Origin of the sequence: Ruminococcus sp. XPD3002 (assembly GCA_900119535.1) — a bacterium.
Lineage (GTDB): Bacteria > Bacillota > Clostridia > Oscillospirales > Ruminococcaceae > Ruminococcus > Ruminococcus flavefaciens_H.
This window is the reverse complement of record FPJT01000013.1, coordinates 1-16,769: the sequence shown is the minus strand read 5'-3', so window position 1 is coordinate 16,769 and position 16,769 is coordinate 1. Positions and strand designations below refer to the sequence as shown.

Sequence of the window (16,769 nt, the reverse complement as noted above, 5' to 3'; positions counted from 1 at the left end):
GCATATCACGATTTGTTTGTCAAAAACAGTAAGCCCTGTATTTTTCCTGCGGAGTTTTCATCCGATAAAGTTCTGATGGTCTTTTTGCAAGAGATCCCCGATATTTCCGAGCATAGCACCGCCGAAAAGTTAATAGAAATGCCGTATGCTTCACCCCTGTGTACAGATCACACGATCATCCTTCAAAGCTTCCGGATTAAAGCTGTTCGGTAACTGAAATTGACTTTATCCGTTTTTTGTGATATGATAAATTAAAGATATTATTTAACAGGAGACTTATTTATGATAACAAAAAAACTATTCTCAGCATTGCTCAGTGTGTCCGTTTTGACGTGTTATTTTTCTTATCCGGATATTCATGAGAAATTCACTATCTCAGCAGCTGATACTGCATCAGTCCTCACAGGAGAATGCGGCAGCAGCGTGACCTATACCCTTGACAGTGAAGGTAAACTGACTATCAGCGGAAATGGCACTATATCCGACTTTGCAGAAGGTAAAAGTCCATTTTCCGATAACGATAAGATAAAGACTGTGGTTATCGAAAACGGCGTAACGCAAATAGGCAATTACTCGTTCTCATCCTGCCCCGGGATCAGTTCGGTGGAATTACCCAGATCATTGAACGGTATCGGCGAATTTGCATTTGAAAACTGCACTTCACTTACAAGTCTCACTATCCCTGATTCCGTAACAAGTATCGGTCAGTACGCTTTCAGCGGTACATCCCTTAAGTCGTTAGTTATCCCCGAATCGACAGTTACACTTGATACAAACAGTATGTTCATGGACTGTAAGGAACTTGAATCTGTTGTACTTCCTCAGTCTTTAACCGCACTTTACAGCAACGCTTTCAGAAATTGTGCGAAGCTGAAGGAAGTCGATATCCCTGATTCGGTTACTGCAATACAGAATGACGTATTTGCAGGTACGACATTTACTTCACTTTTTATCCCTTCGGAAGTTACAATGATAAACGGAAACGCACTGAGGGACAGTAAGATAGATACTATCTGCGGATTCAAGGATTCGGCTGCCGAGACATTTGCAGAGAAGAATGGTCTGGATTTCGTTGAAAGCGAAGAAAGGCTATGGAAGCGGACGGACAGTCTGCCCCTTGCAGGCGTTTATAAACTGGACTGCGATGTGAACGTTAAAAGCTATACCACAATAAACGGTATACTCGATCTTGATCTGAACGGTCATACCGTAAAAACTCCCGAGATCATATGCAACAGCAGTGTTACAATCAGGGACAGCGATCCCGGGAAAAAGGGAACCGTCATCTGTACGGAGGACAGCAACCTTATAACTTCATATAACAAGCTGACTATCTGCGGCGGTAACTTTTACGGCTATGATAAGAAAACAGTCTGCGCAACAGTAAGGATAAATGACGGAAGCTTTGATTTTTACGGCGGCGAGATAACAGGATACTACAGCCACGCCCTTTCCGTAAGAACAAAAGACGGAATCATAAACCTTATGGGAGGAAATCTGAAAACCTCCTCTGCCGAGAACGGAAAAACCAACGTTTATTCCATATGGCTCGCAGATACCTTTGCAGGTACACTCAACATAACAGGCGGAGAATTCCACTCAGACCTGGGACCTGCTGTAAGCGGTTCGCCTTTGGAATGCATCGTTAATATTTCAGGAGGAAAAATATCGAGCGATCAGGATCACGGCTTTAAATTCCCGAAAAGAGGTACGGTCAATCTGAGCGGTAATATCAGTATCAAAGGCGGAAAAGGCGGTATTTATATGCCGAAGGGAAAGACTGTAAATATCAGCGGTCCCATAACATCCGCCGATGTGAGCGTTTACGCTGAATCATCAGGTACACTTACAAACGGACTCGGAAAGTACATCAGTGCTTCAACCCTTAAGCGATACCTGCCTCTGATAAGCTCAAACGGTACTCTTTCGGTAAACGATGAGGGAGAACTGGGCATAGAGGTTCCTGTTTCAGCTACGACCACAGCTGTGACCACTGCCGTAAGTTCAACAACTGCAACAGTATCAACTTTAACTGATATGACCTCGGCATCGACTACGGACACTTCAACGTCCGCTGAGACTTCAACTACGGCTTCTGCTTCAACTGTGTCCACTTCAGTAACTTCCACAGCTGCAACTGCATCCGTTACCGAAGGGACTAAATACGCTCTTGGCGATCCGAACGGCGACGGTAAAACAGATGCAAATGATGCTACACTGGTCCTTGTCAATTACTCTATCATGTCAACAGGCGGACAATGCGAGCTTGATGCGGAACAGCAGAAAGCCGCTGATGTAAACAGTGACGGCAGGATAGATGCATCTGATGCTACATTGATACTGCAATACTACGGATACATGTCCACAGGCGGAACAGCTGCTTTTGCAGATTTTATTAAACAGAACCGTTAAAACTATCATAAACATTGAGCCTTCAACTATCTGATCTCATTACGTAACAGTCAAAATATGCCATAGACACTGAACAGCCCCGCATTTACGCAAAATACGGGGCTGTTTTCTTTTATATGCAGCTTTTATTTTTCAGAGTTTTAAAGGATATGTCAGCCGAAGAAATGCAGAAGCTTCTCCTCAAGGTCCTTTCCGCATCCGTCAGAAATGATACTGCATTCCTCAGGTTTTGGTGAATATATGCCGTTCTCATCGAAATGCAGCCTTGTGTTGAGAACTGCGCTGCCCTTGTCGTCCTCTGCGGTAACACTGACCTTATAGAAGAATTCCTTTTTCTGTGTATCATAGCATCTTCCTGAGAATACCGAATCAGTTATCCTGTATCCGCTTGAATAGAGTGCATCCATATTGTCGGTGACACCGTCAGATACGAAATAGTCCTCCATCAGGTTTTTTGTAGTATTGAGCGCCTTGTCACGTACTATCGCATTCTCTAACCAGCCGCTTGTGTTCCAGATGTTTCTGAGAGATACATACGACAGTGTATCGCTGAGTTTCTTCTCCTCGTCTGTATTATGAGCCATAGTGAAAACCTTGTACAGACCGTCTGTATTCTTTATCATTACCAGCTGCTGAGTTCTGCCGTCCACATACTCCAGATCAGCTGTACACATGACACTTTTGGCTGTGCCGCGAATCTGACCGCCATAGCAGCATTTCAGCTTATAATTTTTCAGTTCAGTGTCCCTGTAAACAGCGTCGTATGCATTCTTTATTGCCTCAGCATCATTTTTAATGAGGTCATATGATAATTCTTCATAGAATTCACCGTCAAGGTGAGTTTCTTCCATATAGTCATATGATAGTTCGGTTAAAAAACCTTCAAAGTAGCCGTTAGTAAGGCTTTCCACCATTCTCTTTGCGTAATGCTTTGTTATAAGTGTCTCGAAGCTCGGCAGATACGGTACCTTTACCGCCTGTCCGACAGTGAGAACGCCCGTCACAAGAAGTACAGCTGTCAGAAGTCCGCTGAGTATCCTTATGATGACTTTCTTCTTTTTGAAGCTCTTGTTTACCTTCTTCATTGCAGTTGCTTCTTCTGGCTCGGGCACCTTTCCTGCTGCAAGATCACACTCCGCAAGCTTGCTGCACTCAGGGCATCCTTCAAGATGCTCTCTTATTTCCTCAGCGGTCTCGCCGCTGCAAAGTCCCTCCGCATACAGCGGCAGAAGGTCCTTGACTATATTACATTTCATATCTGATCCTCCTTCATCATTGATAGTATTTTTTCTTTGGCACGATAGTAGGACACTCTCGCCCAGTTCCCTGTTTTTCCGAAAACAGCTCCGATATCATCGAACTTAAGCTCGGCAAAAACTCTCAGGGTAAAGACCTCACGGTAAGGATCATCAAGAGAGTGTACAAGGCGATGAATGTGAAGAGCCTGCGACTGATCCATTATCCTTTCTTCCAGGTTGTCCTCTGACCTGAGCACTTCTTCCTCTATCGGAAGATTACGATTGTCTGCACGCTTTACATGATTGAGATAGAGATTCTTTGCAATAGTAAAAAGCCACGTCTTTACCGAAGAATCCCCGCGGAATTTGTCGAACCCTGTAACTGCCTTCAGCATGACGTCCTGAAGAAGGTCCTGTGCAAGGTGTTCGTTTCTGCAAAGACTGAATAAATAGCGGTATACATCACCTGCATACAGACGGTATATCTCGTCAAGCTCTTCCTTCATTTCATCGCCTCCTTTCGTGCTTCTGTACATTTGACAACTGAGGATACAGTAATGTTACAGATTTTTCAAAAAAATTTCTGAAAAAACAAAAAGTCCTGAAAAGCTGTGCCCTCAGGACATTTGTTTTATCGTTACACTGTATTGGCAATCGGGCAGCACTATCTCACGAATCACACGCCCATTATGTTTTTCTCCGCCTCTCTTGCGATATGTGTTTCAAGATCGGCTAAACGTGTCGGAAGCGGTATGTGGCTCTCTTTATCGGTCAGCTTCATGGCAAGCTCACAGGCAGTATCAAGAGAGATATTATTTCCGACAGAGATAAATACAGGCTTGACATTTTTATGAGTCCTCAAAGCCCTGCCGTATGTTTCACCGCCGATCACGATATCCGTGAAGCTTCCTGCTTCGTTTTCGGGCTCTGTATAATCGGTAATTTTGTCAACACGGAAATATGTTTTTGCTATACCGATCGTCGGCTTATTAATGTAAAATGAAGCATGTGTGGCTATACCCATATGACGCGGATGCAGATACCCATTGCCGTCAAAAACATAAAGATCAGGGACGTTTTCAAGCATCTCAACTGTTTTCAGAATGAGAGGCAGTTCCCTGAACGCCAGAAATCCCGGCATATAAGGTACATCTATCTTTCCGCTGAAGTTCTTCTTTTCCACGACCTCGTGAGTAGCAAAATCTATCACAACGATACAGCAAACAGCGTATTCATCGTCATTATGTTTCCAATAAGCAAGGTCAACGCCTGCAACCAGTTTCAGCGAAGCTATATCGAAGTTATCGGCTGTATTGATCCTGTTTCCGAGTTCATTCTGCTTTTTCAGGAATTCTTCCTGCATTTCGTTTATATCCACTGTTCAGCACTCCTTTATTATTTGATCGTTGAAGCACGTCACACCGTCCGACTGTCAAATAATGTGAGTGCGTTTCACGGGATTTTTATTGCTCCACCAATTAACTCTTGAAGAAATATTGCGACGGACTGGCAGAGAAAGGCAAGGAAGAAAGCCGCAGAAATGCTGTCGCATTTCAAGACTTTCTGACGCAGTATTTCGCTGTCAGGACAAGCAAGAAAATTCAGGAGTTAGTTGGGGGAGCAATAATATCCATTTCATCCATACTAATGGAGAATTTTATTATATCACCTGTCTGAAAGCATGTCAAGTATGTTACAAGCCACGCTCCTCATAGTCAGGAATAAGAGACCGATGATGCGTGTTTGAAACAGCACGAGTATCTGGGGCAGAATCAAGCTTATGCGAAAGTTGCGTAAATATAAGAAAATGAGCAGATAAAAGAGGCTTTAGGCTGACCTTTGGAGGCTAAGTTTTTGCCAAAGAAAATGCCCGCAACCGAAGTCGCGGGCGTGTTGATCATGGTTTGTTGTCAGAAAATGAAGTGGAAGATAGCCCATACGCCGAAGATAATGCCGAAGAGTAACGCGTATCCGATTGCGAGATCACCGATTTTCTGGAGGAGCGTGCGGTTTCTTTCTCTTTCGAGCTTTGCGCATGATTCATCCATTCGACGCTCCATTTCTTCGGTGATTGTCTGCGAGTACAGTACGCGCTGATGCTGAACTGTGCTCGTGCCGACGTTGGCGTAGCCGCCATATGCGTCAAATGTTCTTTCAGCTCCCAGGTATGCAGCGTTACACTGGTCTACTCCAGCGGTTGTGGAGTTTCTGCCGTCGACACCAATTGTGCTTACGAGTGTTTTAGCAGCAAGCTCGTTACCGTTTGGTGCCCTATGATAACCGCGCTCTTCTGCGGCTATGTCGATTCCGCCGACTGGGTCGTAGTTCTGTGCGGTTGGACCGTAAGTATTCTCGCCGTTATAATATGGATTGCCACCCGACTTTTCTTCATAAATTAGGTTTGCTCTGTCGGAAGCCATATCTTCATCTTCTTGCTTTCGGATAGAAATGCACTGATTCGAAAAAGCTAGCTCATGGTTTCTGTTTAAGTAAACGAGCATTGACAGCATTACGATCATTAATATATAAGCCATCATAGTAATCCCTCCTAAAAAAATAAGAATAGGTTTAATCGAACAAGATTTCTGTTGTACATATTATACCATATATGATATATAATGTCAATAATACTGATGAAAGTTATATTATATAGCAATTCTATATTTTATCTACCCAATGCCAATCTAACTCCCTGCACGTAGTGCAGGTTTTCCAAAAAAGCTTTTTCTTAGCATACCGCATGATGTTTCTTATTTAATACATGGCTAATATATGACAAAAGCCTCACATGGTTTCATGTGAGGCTTTTACTAGTCGGAGTTGATTAAGGCGTCAGCCCTTTGGCAAAGGCGGCGATCTGCACTCCGCTCATTACAAAAAAGAATATCAGAAACAGTATCAGCGCAGGCAAAAGGAAATACAAACCGAATTTTACCGTCAGATCAAAAGCGGCATCGGGATCATGCAGCATCATGTGCTTATAGAAAAACACAGCCGCCAGGCATGGAACATGAACTCCGCAGGCAGCAAAGAGCATATACCCGAATACACCTCGACTGAATACATGTGCAAGTTTTTTGCTCCCTCTTGCAATGAGTATACAGATGCCGAAATAGCAGAGTCCCTCCAGAGAAATGCCTATAAGTCCAAGAAATGCCGACCAGAACAGTTTCCCGTCGGATAGAACAAGATACTGTGACAGCTTCCTTTCAAGTCCGTTCAGGCTTTCGTCACAAAATCCGTACCCCAGCAGCCAGTCTCCCACAAAGGTCATGCAACCGCCAAACAAGCCTATCACCAAAAGCTTGCGTATTCTCTGCCAGTCAAGTCGGCTGTCGATTCCGATATCATTAAATGTTCCCATATTTACATCCTTCCATTATACTATTTTTGTCAGCAGAATGACCGCTCCTGCAACGATAGCCGCACCCGCTATCCATATTACTGCAAGGAACGAGCGCTTTTTAAGTACCTGTCTCCACGTCTGGACAAACGGGATATCCTCGGTGCCTTTCAGCACCCAGAATTTACTGTGTCCCACCCAAAGCTTGTCGATGACGATTCCGTCATATACGTTCATAACTTCAAGGAAGAGAAGCGCCTGAAAATAGGCAGTTTTAAAAGTGCTGACCTTATTCCATACTGCAATTATCAGCAGAAGTGCAGTGAACATGACGATGTAAAAGGCAGTCATAAAGCGTTTGCGTTTTTTCGCCATAGTATCCCTGTCGGAAATGCCGATCTGAAAAGCTCTCTCCTGAACAGCTTTCGGGTAGAAATAAAGTCCGTTCACAGCACCGCCTCGGACGGAAAACCTGACCATAGCAGTGAACAGCATACAGTACAAAAAAAGCTGAAATACTATCATAAGCGACCTCCCATATCTTTGTGAAAGAACTCATAATACACAGCAGAATGATACTGCACAATGTCAGCATAATCGTAACTATCATCATGTATCTCCCTTGCTGTACATCAGGTCGTATATCTTGCAGCCTGCCGCTTCACGAGTCTGCACAAGCTTCATTCCCAGGTGAACATAGCGGTCGCATTTTCCCTTTGCATCGGTATCAAGAATACAGGGACATCCGTTTTTGTCAGCCATTCTGTAGGCGAACTCCATGAGCTTACGCATATACCCCTGTCCCTGATATTTTTCGGTGACGATGAGCATTTCCACCTTAACATATGGCTTTTTCTGCTTTTTCATCTGTATCTCAAGAGGCTTGCCTTTACTTCCGCTGTTAGCTTGTTTCAGAAAGGAAAACAGCTTTCCCCAACCGCCCAGAGCATTCTTCATTCGCTTTGCCATGCGGACTATGCTCCCGAAATTCGGATGATTTCCGTTGGTGTCGGTTATGAGGATGTAGCCTTCGCCGTTGTCGGTACTGTAAAAAGTTCCGCTTTCGATACCTGCTATGACAAAGGACTTCATGTACTCTGTCATTGCCTCTTTTGATGGGAAAAACGGCTTCAGACCGCCCTCGCCCTCCTCATATGGCCAGTCCCAGAAGGAAGCGCCGATAAGTGCGGATATTTCGTCGATTTTAGCCTTTGATAATGAACGTATCTTTTTCATAGTGAACCCTTTCTTCACTCAGTGACCTTAAAATCGTATCAGTTTGTTAGAACTTACTAACTAATTATAGCACAGTATTACAAGTTTTGCAAGATATTTCCTTATTTTGATTCATTTATTGATACACTTTTCCTTTCAGCTCTCCCGATCATTTCTTCGTTTGCACTAAAACGCAAAAAATAAAAGCCGTTTCAGAAAAACGGCTCTTATGTAATAATTCTGTCTTATTCATCAGCTGACTCGTCCGTTTTCTACGGAATGTGTCACACCTGCGATACGCATGGTAGAGGCTCTGTGCGACACCAGAACAACGGTCTTTCCGGCAGATTCCTCTTTCAGCGAACGGAGGATCACCGCTTCATTAAGGCTGTCGAGGTTGCTTGTAGGCTCGTCCAAAAGCATGAACGGCGCATCATGGAGGAATGCTCTTGCAAGACCGATACGCTGTCTTTCACCGCCTGAAAGGGTTTCGCCAAGCTCACCGACCTGCGTTTCGTATGTATTCGGAAGTGTCATAATAAAATCGTGGATAGATGCCTTTTTGCAGGCTGCGATCACTTCATCGTCAGTTGCATCCAGCCGACCGATTCGGATATTGTTTGCGATCGTATCCTTGAAGAGCTGAGTTTCCTGCGTCATGTAGCTCTCCATATCACGCAGATTTGCGGTGTTGATGTTCTCAATATTCGTACCCGAGATATTCACAGTACCGTTCGTCGTTTTCCAGAAACGCATGAGCAGTTTCAGCAGAGTTGACTTACCGCTGCCTGATTTACCGATCACGCCGACGATCTTGTTTTCGGGGAATTTCATGGAGAAATCTTTCAGCACAACATCGCCGCCGTAGCTGAATGTGACGTTCTCGCAGTCCGCACCGCTGAATGAAACGTTCTGCTTTCCGGTGATCTCCTCAGTTTCGGGCGTTTCTTCGATAATATCCAGAACACGACCGCCGGAAGCGATAGTGCTTTGGAGCGTTGTTCCCAGATTTGCAAGCGCTGACACCGGTCCGTAGCTTGACATCAGAGCGATCAGCGGAATGATAAATCCTGAAAAATCGGTGATGCCCTTGCTGTAAAGATGTGCCGAAAGCAGGAGCATTGCAATGTCAAACACAAGGATAAATGTATTTGCAAGCGCAAGATTGAAACCTGTCAGCTTGTTCAGTTTACCCTGATTTTCGGTAAGCTGCTGTGTCTTTCGATTCATGCCGTCCATACGCTGCATACCGTTTCCGTACTGCACGGTTTCGTCCAGTCCTCTTATGTTTTCAAGGACGTATGCCGCAAGCTCGCCGGACTGCGCTCTGATCTCATCGCCTGTATTTCCGCTTCGTTTGGAGATGATAAGCGGCAGTATCACGCCCACGCTGACGAAGGCACAGAGCGCAAGCAGACCAAGCGACCAGTGATAGCTGCCGATGAAGATCACCATAGCAAGCTCCACCAGAAACGCAATGCAGATCGGTGAAATGGTGTGGGCATAGAACACTTCCAGCAGCTCAACATCGGAGGTGATAAGGCTGATTAAATCGCCCTTGTCACGCCCTTCCAGCTTCGCAGGACACAGCTTGCGGAGTGCCTGAAAGACCTTGTCACGGATAATTGCAAGGAGCGTGAAGGCGATGTAGTGATTGGTGCGCTGTTCTGTGTAGCGGAGAACTGCCCTCAGAAGTGCAAACAGCACAAGGCATACCCATATTGCCGTAATTCCGATCGGTGTGTCGTGTCCGAGTCCGTGCAGCACCGCAAATCCGCCTAAAATCGGGATAAACTGCACTGCCAAGAAAGCAAGCGTACCCGTCAGGACGGCAAGGCACATGAAGCCTGTCAGCGGCTTGACAAGTCCGAGCATTTTCAGCAATGTACCTGCTTTTGAACGTTTTTTCATGCCCTTGCCTCCTTTCCGTAGCTTTCAAGCTCTGCCTGTGTGCGCCATAGCTTTGCATAAGTACCGCCCTTTTTCAGCAGTTCCTCATGAGTGCCGCTTTCAGTGATATTTCCGCTTTCAAGGCAGTAAATATTGTCTGCGTCAGCCACATTTGCAAGGCGGTGGCTTATCATGATAATGGTCTTGTTTTTCGCAAGTTTACGAATTTCGGAGAGGATCACTTCCTCCGATTCTACGTCAATATTGCTCGTTGCCTCGTCGAAAATGTAAACAGGAGAATCGTGCAGGATCGCTCTTGCAAGGGCAAGTCTCTGCCTCTGACCGCCTGAGAGATTTCCGGCATTTTCGAGCAGAACGGTGTCCAGACCGTTTTCAGATTTCAGAAACGCAGAGAGGTTGCAGCGGTCGAGAACACTCCATAACTCTTGTGAATCTGCATTCGGCTTTGCAAGCATCAGATTTTCACGGACAGTTCCCTTGAAAAATGTGCTGTTGTGGCTGACATAAGTCAGCGTTTTCATAAGAGATTCCTCTGTCACATCGGCAGTATTCGTGCCGCTGATGGTCAGCGTTCCGCTGTTGATCGTATTGCGTCCCATAAGGAGTGAAGCAACAGTCGATTTGCCGCAGCCGCTTTCACCGACAATACCCACAAAGCTGTTTTCGGGGATATTCATGCTGATACCGTGCAGGATCTCACGGTTTTCATCATAGGAGAAATGCACGTTTTCAAGCTGAATATCTCCCGATGTGCAGACCGCAGTTTTCTCAGCAGGCTCGTCCAGCTTCAGGAATTTGAATATCTTGTCGCTTGCCGCCATTCCGTTCATGGCAACATGGAAATAGCTGCCGAGTTTTCTCATGGGCAGGAAAAATTCAGCCGAAAGCAGTATCATAAAAATGCAGTTTGCAAGCGCAAGGTTGCCCTTGACAAAGGCTCTTGTCGCCATTAAAATACCAAGTGCCGCACCGCCGTATGCGAAGAAGTCCATGATGATAATGGAATTGAGCTGCATGGTCAGCACCTTCATTGTCACGAAACGAAAATGCTCGGATTCCTCGTTCATCTGCTCGTTCTTAAACTCATCTGCCTGATAAGTTTTCAGCGTGGTCATGCCCTGCAAGTTTTCGAGGAATGTTGAGCCAAGCTGTGCGTACTGTCCCCAATATTTCGATAGCAGCTTTTTTGCTATTTTCTGCACCATCATGATCGCACCGGGGATAAGCGGTACACAGACCAGAAGTACAGTTGCAGTTGCCCAGCTTCCGCCGAATCCGAATAGAAAAAACAGCGTGATCGGGGCGATAAATGCGTAGAAAAACTGCGGAACGTAAAGTCCGAAATAGCTTTCCAACTGGTCAACGCCCTCAACGGACTCCTGCACAAGCTCTGCTGTTGTGACCTGTTCACGGTACTTGCTGCCGAGTTTGAGCAGCTTGCCGTATATCAGCTCACGGAGCTTCTGCTTGACGGTTTTTGACGCAAGATAGCTCATTCTTGTTGCTCCCTGTGCTGTAAAGAAGCGAATGACAAGTGTTGCCAGAATCACGATGATCGGCAAAGTCAGGTCGCTCATCGTCCATTCTTTGTAATATAGCTTGCTGATCGTTTTTGCGACCGTGATTATCATAACAGTATTCAGCGCAAGCTCCAGCCATTGCAGAATAATATTGCCCATAATGTATTTTTTACTTTCGGGACATAGCTGCGTCAGTCGTTTATCAAACATAAGATCACTCCAATCAAGGAATATACAATTATTATATCATACTCCTGTCTCTTTTTCAATCGGCATGATAAACGGTTTTCCGCCAATCTGCGAGCTTTGCAGTTCCACACCGCACAAGGCTTTGATGACCCATTTAATATTTCAATCCACTCCCTCCGTATGGAGGGAGATATGATGGACAGCGGTGAATGGACTTCTATCGGTAAATTTCAATCCACTCCCTCCGTGTGGAGGGAGACGAAATGATTTTGTTTACAGTACGCCCTACGCATCACCTTATCAACACTAAAAAATACCGAAATTCCGCACATTTTCAAATGCTGAATTTCACCTCAATACCTGTTCCATCGGATATAAGCACGACATCGATCATAGCTGCCGCTACATCGTGCTTCTCCTGAACCGTCAGTTTATCCCACTGCTTTATAGGTTCTTCCAAAGGCTTTGTTTCTATCGCTTTACGCTTACGGCACATAGTCTGAATTTTTTTATCAAGCTCCGACTTCTGTTCGTGCAGGGCGCTCACACGCTTCTGAATGTAATCAAAGAGTACGCTGTCCGCATCAGCGAGCTTTTCCATGAGCTTCTGTATCTTGCTGTCAATGCGAATGATCTCCGTCTTGATACTCTCTGTTTCGGTGTCGTGCTTGCTGTCCTCACGCTTTGCGATTTTGAGCTGTTCGATACGTTTCTGCATTTCTTTCAGCATAGCGTCCTCGACCTGTTTCGGCTTTAACTGAATGGGCGGAGTGGGACAGCCGTTCAGCGCGAACTTGCCGTAGTCGATGAAGCGATGATACACCACACCTTTTCTGTTCGCACAGTGATTGAAGTGCATCGCATAGCCACAGCAGGCACATTTCACCATACCCACAAGCCAAGAATTCATAGCCTTGCCGTTTGTCGGGAACTTGCTCTGATGCGCCTTCCTGTCCTGCACTCTCAGCCACGTTTCCGCAGGCACAAGCCCCTCATGGTAGGCTACCTTGACAAAATGCGTATCATCAAACCCGGCGTGAACGAGCAAACCGTGAATACCGTCATAGGCTTCAATATCGTCAAGCGTTTCATATCCTTTGGAAAGAAAATAACGATACACTTCTTTATCCGCACGAACATACAGCGGATTTTCAAGAATACGGCTCAGGTGCGACCTGTCAAGATTGGAAATGCCTGTCTTTATGCGTGGTGTCGGTCTTGAAGCATTGATACCGTTCTCCGTCATGTAGCGGATAATATCGGTCAAAGAGTTTTCAGGGTGCTGATACAGGTCATACGCCACACGCACCGCTTCGGCATTCTCCGAGGGAACAAGCACCGAGCCTGTTTTGCCGTTAATAGTCCGTCTTTCGGGAGTATAGCCGAACTGAACTTTACCGCCCTGATAGAAGCCTGTTTCTCTTGCCTTAGTCTGGAAGGCATCAGCCACTCTTGCGGCGATCGTCTCACGCTCAAACTCCGCAAAATTCAGCAGATTATTTCGCATCATTCGTCCCTCTTTTGTCTCCGTATTGAACGGCTCGGAGAGGGAGTAAACGGTCACGCCGTAGCGGTCAAGCTCGTCCGTGATGTTAAGATACTCTCTCATGTTTCTGCTGAAACGGTCATACTTTTTCACGATAATTCTGCTGATAAGTCCCTCACGGGCATCGCTCATCATCTGCATAAATGCGGGACGGTGCATCACATCTTTGCCCGACTTGCCGTCATCGCAATAGATACGATAATCGCATTCTCCCACAAACCTGATACACTCCTCCTTCTGTGCGGAAATGGACAGCGAATTGTTGCCCTTATCCTTGTCGCTGACGGATCGACGAACGTAAATTGCCGTGATACCGTCGTTTGTTTTAGTTGATTTTCTCATTGTTGACCTCCAATTGCGTTTGCAATCGGACGGTTGGTTTTACATCTATATCATAGCGCAACCGTCCGAAAATTGCAACAGCATAATCGTAACTGTAATTCTTTTTCGGCAGATTGCCAGATCATTCAGTTGTTTCTTCTGTTCCGTTGCGGCGCATTGCACCGAGGAAAATATCATACATCTTGTTGATCTTCTGCTGTCTGATAGTATCGTTCACATTGTCAGGATAAGTTACCCTGACTTTTATACCCTCATCAGATACATAGTCAACTGCCTTCTCTCTCTTTTCTACGGCAGATGTTGTATTCAAATTTTAGTCCTTTCCGACAGCTTTTTCTTTCTCGCTGTCTGTCATTTCGGGTTTTGTTATCAGCATCATAGCATCTTTCAGCTCATGCTGAATTGTGTAAGTATCGCAGTACCAGTTATCGACATATCGCTTGCAGACGGCGAGCTGAATATCCATAGGTCTGCGGCGGAGCGTTCCCTCTGTCATACGCAGAATTTTAGCGATGGCAGGCAGGAAATAAAGGCGGTCATCGCCCTTATACTCCGTGATTTTCTTACGCTGTTCGGCATACTCGTCCGAGGTGAATTTTGCAATAATTTCATCAACGGACTCCTTGTAATTGCGGTCATAATCGAAGAAGATATTTTCATTATCATAGCGCCCCTTGAAAGGCACTCCGCTTGCAGCGAGGGCAACAGTTATCTGCTGTCCCTTATCCGTGGACAGGATAACATAATCTTTATTGATACAATCAAAATCGTCACCGATATGATAGATGTAATCACTCATTCAATGCCCCCTCGCTCATGTTGTTACGGGGAAAACTGCCGTGCCTTACAGCAGTATCACCGACCGTAGAAGTGCTGTCCGCATCATCATCGGACTGCTCACCCTCACGGAGCTTTTCAAGCTGTTCATGCTCACGCTCGATAGCGGAGAAAAGTTCCTTGCCACTCAGCTTATACTTGTCGGACAGGAACATGATGTAGAGCTTGTTATATTCTGCCCTATCCTTATCAAGCTCCTTTGTCTCGTCAGCGATAGCTTTCTCACGCTTGGCGATCTTCTTTTCGAGCTTCGCCAGCTTGTCAGCGATAGAAGTTGTAGCCATATCATCACCACCATTCTGATATTTTAGTAGAGCTGAACTACTCAGCCCATACTAAAATTATAGCGCACTTTCGGGGTGAAAGTCTATTCGCAGTGCGCATGAAGTTGAGTGCGCCATAAAACTTTTCTTATCGTGAAATTGTTATGTGGAATTTTGAATCGGGCATAAAAAATGCAGAGCTGGTGTTGCTCTGCATTGGAGTGAGATATTCAGTTGAAATTAAATTATGAAACAACATTATGCTCCATTGGCAATTGCCATGATAGCGTTAATGTAATCATGGGAATGATTGATAGAAAAATCTCCGTGATACATTTCCGGCAGCCCCGTTATCGAACTAACAGGAAATGCTTCACGGATAACACGGGCAGATTTTTTGATACCCTGATTTTCCTTCTCTCCAAAGTAAATATGGACATCTGCCGAACACCGTTTGACCGACTCCTTTAACCTATATGATGTATTCGCTTTGAGAAAAGCAATCATATCCTTCTTTTGTATCAGACAGGTATCACGGTAGTAATCGTCAAACAATTCAGGCTTCATACGCAGTTGCCGAAATTGCAGTTTGGAAAACCATTTCTGCCTGATAAGCGGATAACTGCATCCAAATGCCGGACGTATCAAAGCATGGGTGAATTTTGACGAAACAGCCATTGAACTTTCTATAATAGCGTGCTTACATATATCGCCTTGCTGTGACAGCATTTCGAGCAAGATCTGACCGCCGAGGGATAATCCACCGATCAGAAAAACATGACCGCCCAAGTGTTCCTGTATGAAAGAAATAATGTCGCAGGCATTATTCTCGATCGTAGTAAAATGCTTATCACTCCCTGCGTGACCGTCTAATATCGGGATAACGACATGGTATTCATCTTTTAGAGCTTCTGCTTCCTCACGGTAATTCCACCATGACAGTCCACCGCCGTGGAGAAGTATTATCGTTTTGGGATTATCCTTGCCAAATTCTTTATAGTTCATATTACACCACATTTTTAGGATTTTTAAGCAAGCCGACCGCCCACTCTCACCCCTAAATTATAATACACCGCCCCCGAAAATGCAATCCCATTTCCGAGAAATACTCCTCCAAAATCACCGTCATCATAAACAGAAATCCCGTGTTGAAACTATGCAAGAGGGAGAATTGCCATGAACAAACTGTAAACTTTTCGGAAAATCATGAGCATTTTCTCAAAAACGTCGGTAGTAAAGTAGAAGGGTATTTTCATGGGCGGTCAAGAGGGGCAGAAATTTGAATGTAACGATAAGCATATCGACATTCAAAATCGGCTCAGGGAGAGCCGAGGAAATAGTTTCACCAGACTGCCGCCCACCCAGCATCATAACTGCGCCGAAACCCAGTAAAATACTCTCAGAGCCGTGCGGATACAGAGAAAAGTCGCATAGCTCCAAACACGCAGGAGAGTGAAAAATAGCCGTAGAACGGCGAAAAACAAGTGAGGGCGTGAAACGCCCGATCAATTTTCACAAGCACGGTATAAAGTATTACGATTATGGAAAATCGTAAACTTTATACGGCTTGTCAGGGGAAAGTGGCAGATTATAATATGAAGTGCAACAAAAAACTTCAGCAGGCGATTTATCCCCGAGGCATATTCTAGGTCGAGCGTTTATGAAAGCCACAACGCGATCAACATCGGTCTGAGAAACTGATCTGAAATCAAATCCCTTTGGGAACCAGAAACGAAGCTGGTCATTGGTACTTTCATTCGTGCCACGCTGCCACGGAGAATGCGGATCTGCAAAGTAAACTATTGTGTCAAGCTGCTTCTCAAACTCCCGAAACTTTGCAAATTCAGCTCCGTTATCAAGGGTAATGCTTTTCGGATTCAGTTCTCCCAATGCTTTAAGTATCGCTTCCTGGACGGTATTACTATCAAAATTGCGAATAAGAACTGCGATCAG

At 45.1% G+C, this 16,769-nt stretch carries 16 protein-coding genes; 1 reads left to right on the top strand and 15 read right to left on the bottom strand.

Annotated elements, in window-relative coordinates:
• The first annotated feature begins 282 nt into the window (after positions 1–282).
• Positions 283–2,412, top strand: a complete 2,130-nt coding sequence (locus BT127_RS11835) for a leucine-rich repeat protein (RefSeq protein WP_075425204.1) — start codon at positions 283–285, stop codon at positions 2,410–2,412.
• A 152-nt stretch (positions 2,413–2,564) separates the two neighbouring features.
• Here BT127_RS11835 and BT127_RS11830 read toward each other — a convergent pair whose 3' ends face one another.
• The 15 genes from BT127_RS11830 to BT127_RS11760 all read right to left on the bottom strand — a co-directional run.
• On the bottom strand, positions 2,565–3,668 hold the full coding sequence (locus tag BT127_RS11830; RefSeq protein WP_075425203.1) for a zf-HC2 domain-containing protein: 1,104 nt from the start codon (positions 3,666–3,668) through the stop codon (positions 2,565–2,567).
• The gene (locus tag BT127_RS11825; RefSeq protein ID WP_075425202.1) at positions 3,665–4,156 is read right to left on the bottom strand and encodes an RNA polymerase sigma factor; all 492 of its coding nucleotides are present in this window, start codon (positions 4,154–4,156) and stop codon (positions 3,665–3,667) included. The genes BT127_RS11830 and BT127_RS11825 overlap by 4 nt, the downstream gene beginning before the upstream one ends.
• Before the next feature lie 170 nt (positions 4,157–4,326).
• A complete protein-coding gene (locus BT127_RS11820) occupies positions 4,327–5,013 on the bottom strand; it encodes an endonuclease V (protein WP_075425251.1) in 687 nt (228 codons plus the stop codon).
• A 547-nt stretch (positions 5,014–5,560) separates the two neighbouring features.
• On the bottom strand, positions 5,561–6,187 hold the full coding sequence (locus BT127_RS11815; protein ID WP_075425201.1) for a hypothetical protein: 627 nt from the start codon (positions 6,185–6,187) through the stop codon (positions 5,561–5,563).
• Positions 6,188–6,474: 287 nt separating this feature from the next.
• On the bottom strand, positions 6,475–7,014 hold the full coding sequence (locus BT127_RS11810; RefSeq protein WP_318257232.1) for a DUF6796 family protein: 540 nt from the start codon (positions 7,012–7,014) through the stop codon (positions 6,475–6,477).
• A 15-nt stretch (positions 7,015–7,029) separates the two neighbouring features.
• Positions 7,030–7,518, bottom strand: coding sequence for a hypothetical protein (locus tag BT127_RS11805; RefSeq protein WP_075425200.1), 489 nt, complete (start codon positions 7,516–7,518; stop codon positions 7,030–7,032).
• A gap of 84 nt (positions 7,519–7,602) precedes the next feature.
• Positions 7,603–8,229 carry a GNAT family N-acetyltransferase gene (locus BT127_RS11800; protein WP_075425199.1) on the bottom strand — a complete coding sequence of 209 codons (627 nt, stop codon included), beginning with the start codon at positions 8,227–8,229 and terminating at the stop codon, positions 7,603–7,605.
• Positions 8,230–8,460: 231 nt separating this feature from the next.
• Positions 8,461–10,119, bottom strand: a complete 1,659-nt coding sequence (locus tag BT127_RS11795; protein WP_075425198.1) for an amino acid ABC transporter ATP-binding/permease protein — start codon at positions 10,117–10,119, stop codon at positions 8,461–8,463.
• Positions 10,116–11,849, bottom strand: coding sequence for an ABC transporter ATP-binding protein/permease (locus tag BT127_RS11790; RefSeq protein WP_075425197.1), 1,734 nt, complete (start codon positions 11,847–11,849; stop codon positions 10,116–10,118). The genes BT127_RS11795 and BT127_RS11790 overlap by 4 nt, the downstream gene beginning before the upstream one ends.
• Before the next feature lie 313 nt (positions 11,850–12,162).
• Positions 12,163–13,716: a recombinase family protein gene (locus tag BT127_RS11785; protein WP_075425196.1), complete on the bottom strand. Its 1,554-nt coding sequence runs from the start codon at positions 13,714–13,716 to the stop codon at positions 12,163–12,165.
• 121 nt (positions 13,717–13,837) lie between these two features.
• On the bottom strand, positions 13,838–14,026 hold the full coding sequence (locus tag BT127_RS11780; RefSeq protein ID WP_075425195.1) for a hypothetical protein: 189 nt from the start codon (positions 14,024–14,026) through the stop codon (positions 13,838–13,840).
• Positions 14,027–14,029: 3 nt separating this feature from the next.
• On the bottom strand, positions 14,030–14,515 hold the full coding sequence (locus BT127_RS11775; protein WP_075425194.1) for a hypothetical protein: 486 nt from the start codon (positions 14,513–14,515) through the stop codon (positions 14,030–14,032).
• On the bottom strand, positions 14,508–14,837 hold the full coding sequence (locus tag BT127_RS11770) for a hypothetical protein (RefSeq protein WP_075425193.1): 330 nt from the start codon (positions 14,835–14,837) through the stop codon (positions 14,508–14,510). The genes BT127_RS11775 and BT127_RS11770 overlap by 8 nt, the downstream gene beginning before the upstream one ends.
• Positions 14,838–15,074: 237 nt before the next feature.
• On the bottom strand, positions 15,075–15,821 hold the full coding sequence (locus BT127_RS11765) for an alpha/beta hydrolase (RefSeq protein ID WP_075425192.1): 747 nt from the start codon (positions 15,819–15,821) through the stop codon (positions 15,075–15,077).
• A 534-nt stretch (positions 15,822–16,355) separates the two neighbouring features.
• On the bottom strand, positions 16,356–16,769 hold a 414-nt coding region (locus BT127_RS11760), incomplete at its 5' end, for an IS30 family transposase (RefSeq protein WP_175541961.1).

Bases quoted from the DNA above. Each gene is read 5' to 3' on its own strand.
- BT127_RS11800 (WP_075425199.1), bottom strand. From the start codon at position 8,229: ATGAAAAAGATACGTTCATTATCAAAGGCTAAAATCGACGAAATATCC.
- BT127_RS11825 (WP_075425202.1), bottom strand. From the start codon at position 4,156: ATGAAGGAAGAGCTTGACGAGATATACCGTCTGTATGCAGGTGATGTA.
- BT127_RS11795 (WP_075425198.1), bottom strand. From the start codon at position 10,119: ATGAAAAAACGTTCAAAAGCAGGTACATTGCTGAAAATGCTCGGACTT.
- BT127_RS11775 (WP_075425194.1), bottom strand. From the start codon at position 14,515: ATGAGTGATTACATCTATCATATCGGTGACGATTTTGATTGTATCAAT.
- BT127_RS11810 (WP_318257232.1), bottom strand. From the start codon at position 7,014: ATGGGAACATTTAATGATATCGGAATCGACAGCCGACTTGACTGGCAG.
- BT127_RS11830 (WP_075425203.1), bottom strand. From the start codon at position 3,668: ATGAAATGTAATATAGTCAAGGACCTTCTGCCGCTGTATGCGGAGGGA.
- BT127_RS11765 (WP_075425192.1), bottom strand. From the start codon at position 15,821: ATGAACTATAAAGAATTTGGCAAGGATAATCCCAAAACGATAATACTT.
- BT127_RS11785 (WP_075425196.1), bottom strand. From the start codon at position 13,716: ATGAGAAAATCAACTAAAACAAACGACGGTATCACGGCAATTTACGTT.
- BT127_RS11835 (WP_075425204.1), top strand. From the start codon at position 283: ATGATAACAAAAAAACTATTCTCAGCATTGCTCAGTGTGTCCGTTTTG.
- BT127_RS11815 (WP_075425201.1), bottom strand. From the start codon at position 6,187: ATGATGGCTTATATATTAATGATCGTAATGCTGTCAATGCTCGTTTAC.
- BT127_RS11790 (WP_075425197.1), bottom strand. From the start codon at position 11,849: ATGTTTGATAAACGACTGACGCAGCTATGTCCCGAAAGTAAAAAATAC.
- BT127_RS11820 (WP_075425251.1), bottom strand. From the start codon at position 5,013: ATGCAGGAAGAATTCCTGAAAAAGCAGAATGAACTCGGAAACAGGATC.
- BT127_RS11805 (WP_075425200.1), bottom strand. From the start codon at position 7,518: ATGATAGTATTTCAGCTTTTTTTGTACTGTATGCTGTTCACTGCTATG.
- BT127_RS11770 (WP_075425193.1), bottom strand. From the start codon at position 14,837: ATGGCTACAACTTCTATCGCTGACAAGCTGGCGAAGCTCGAAAAGAAG.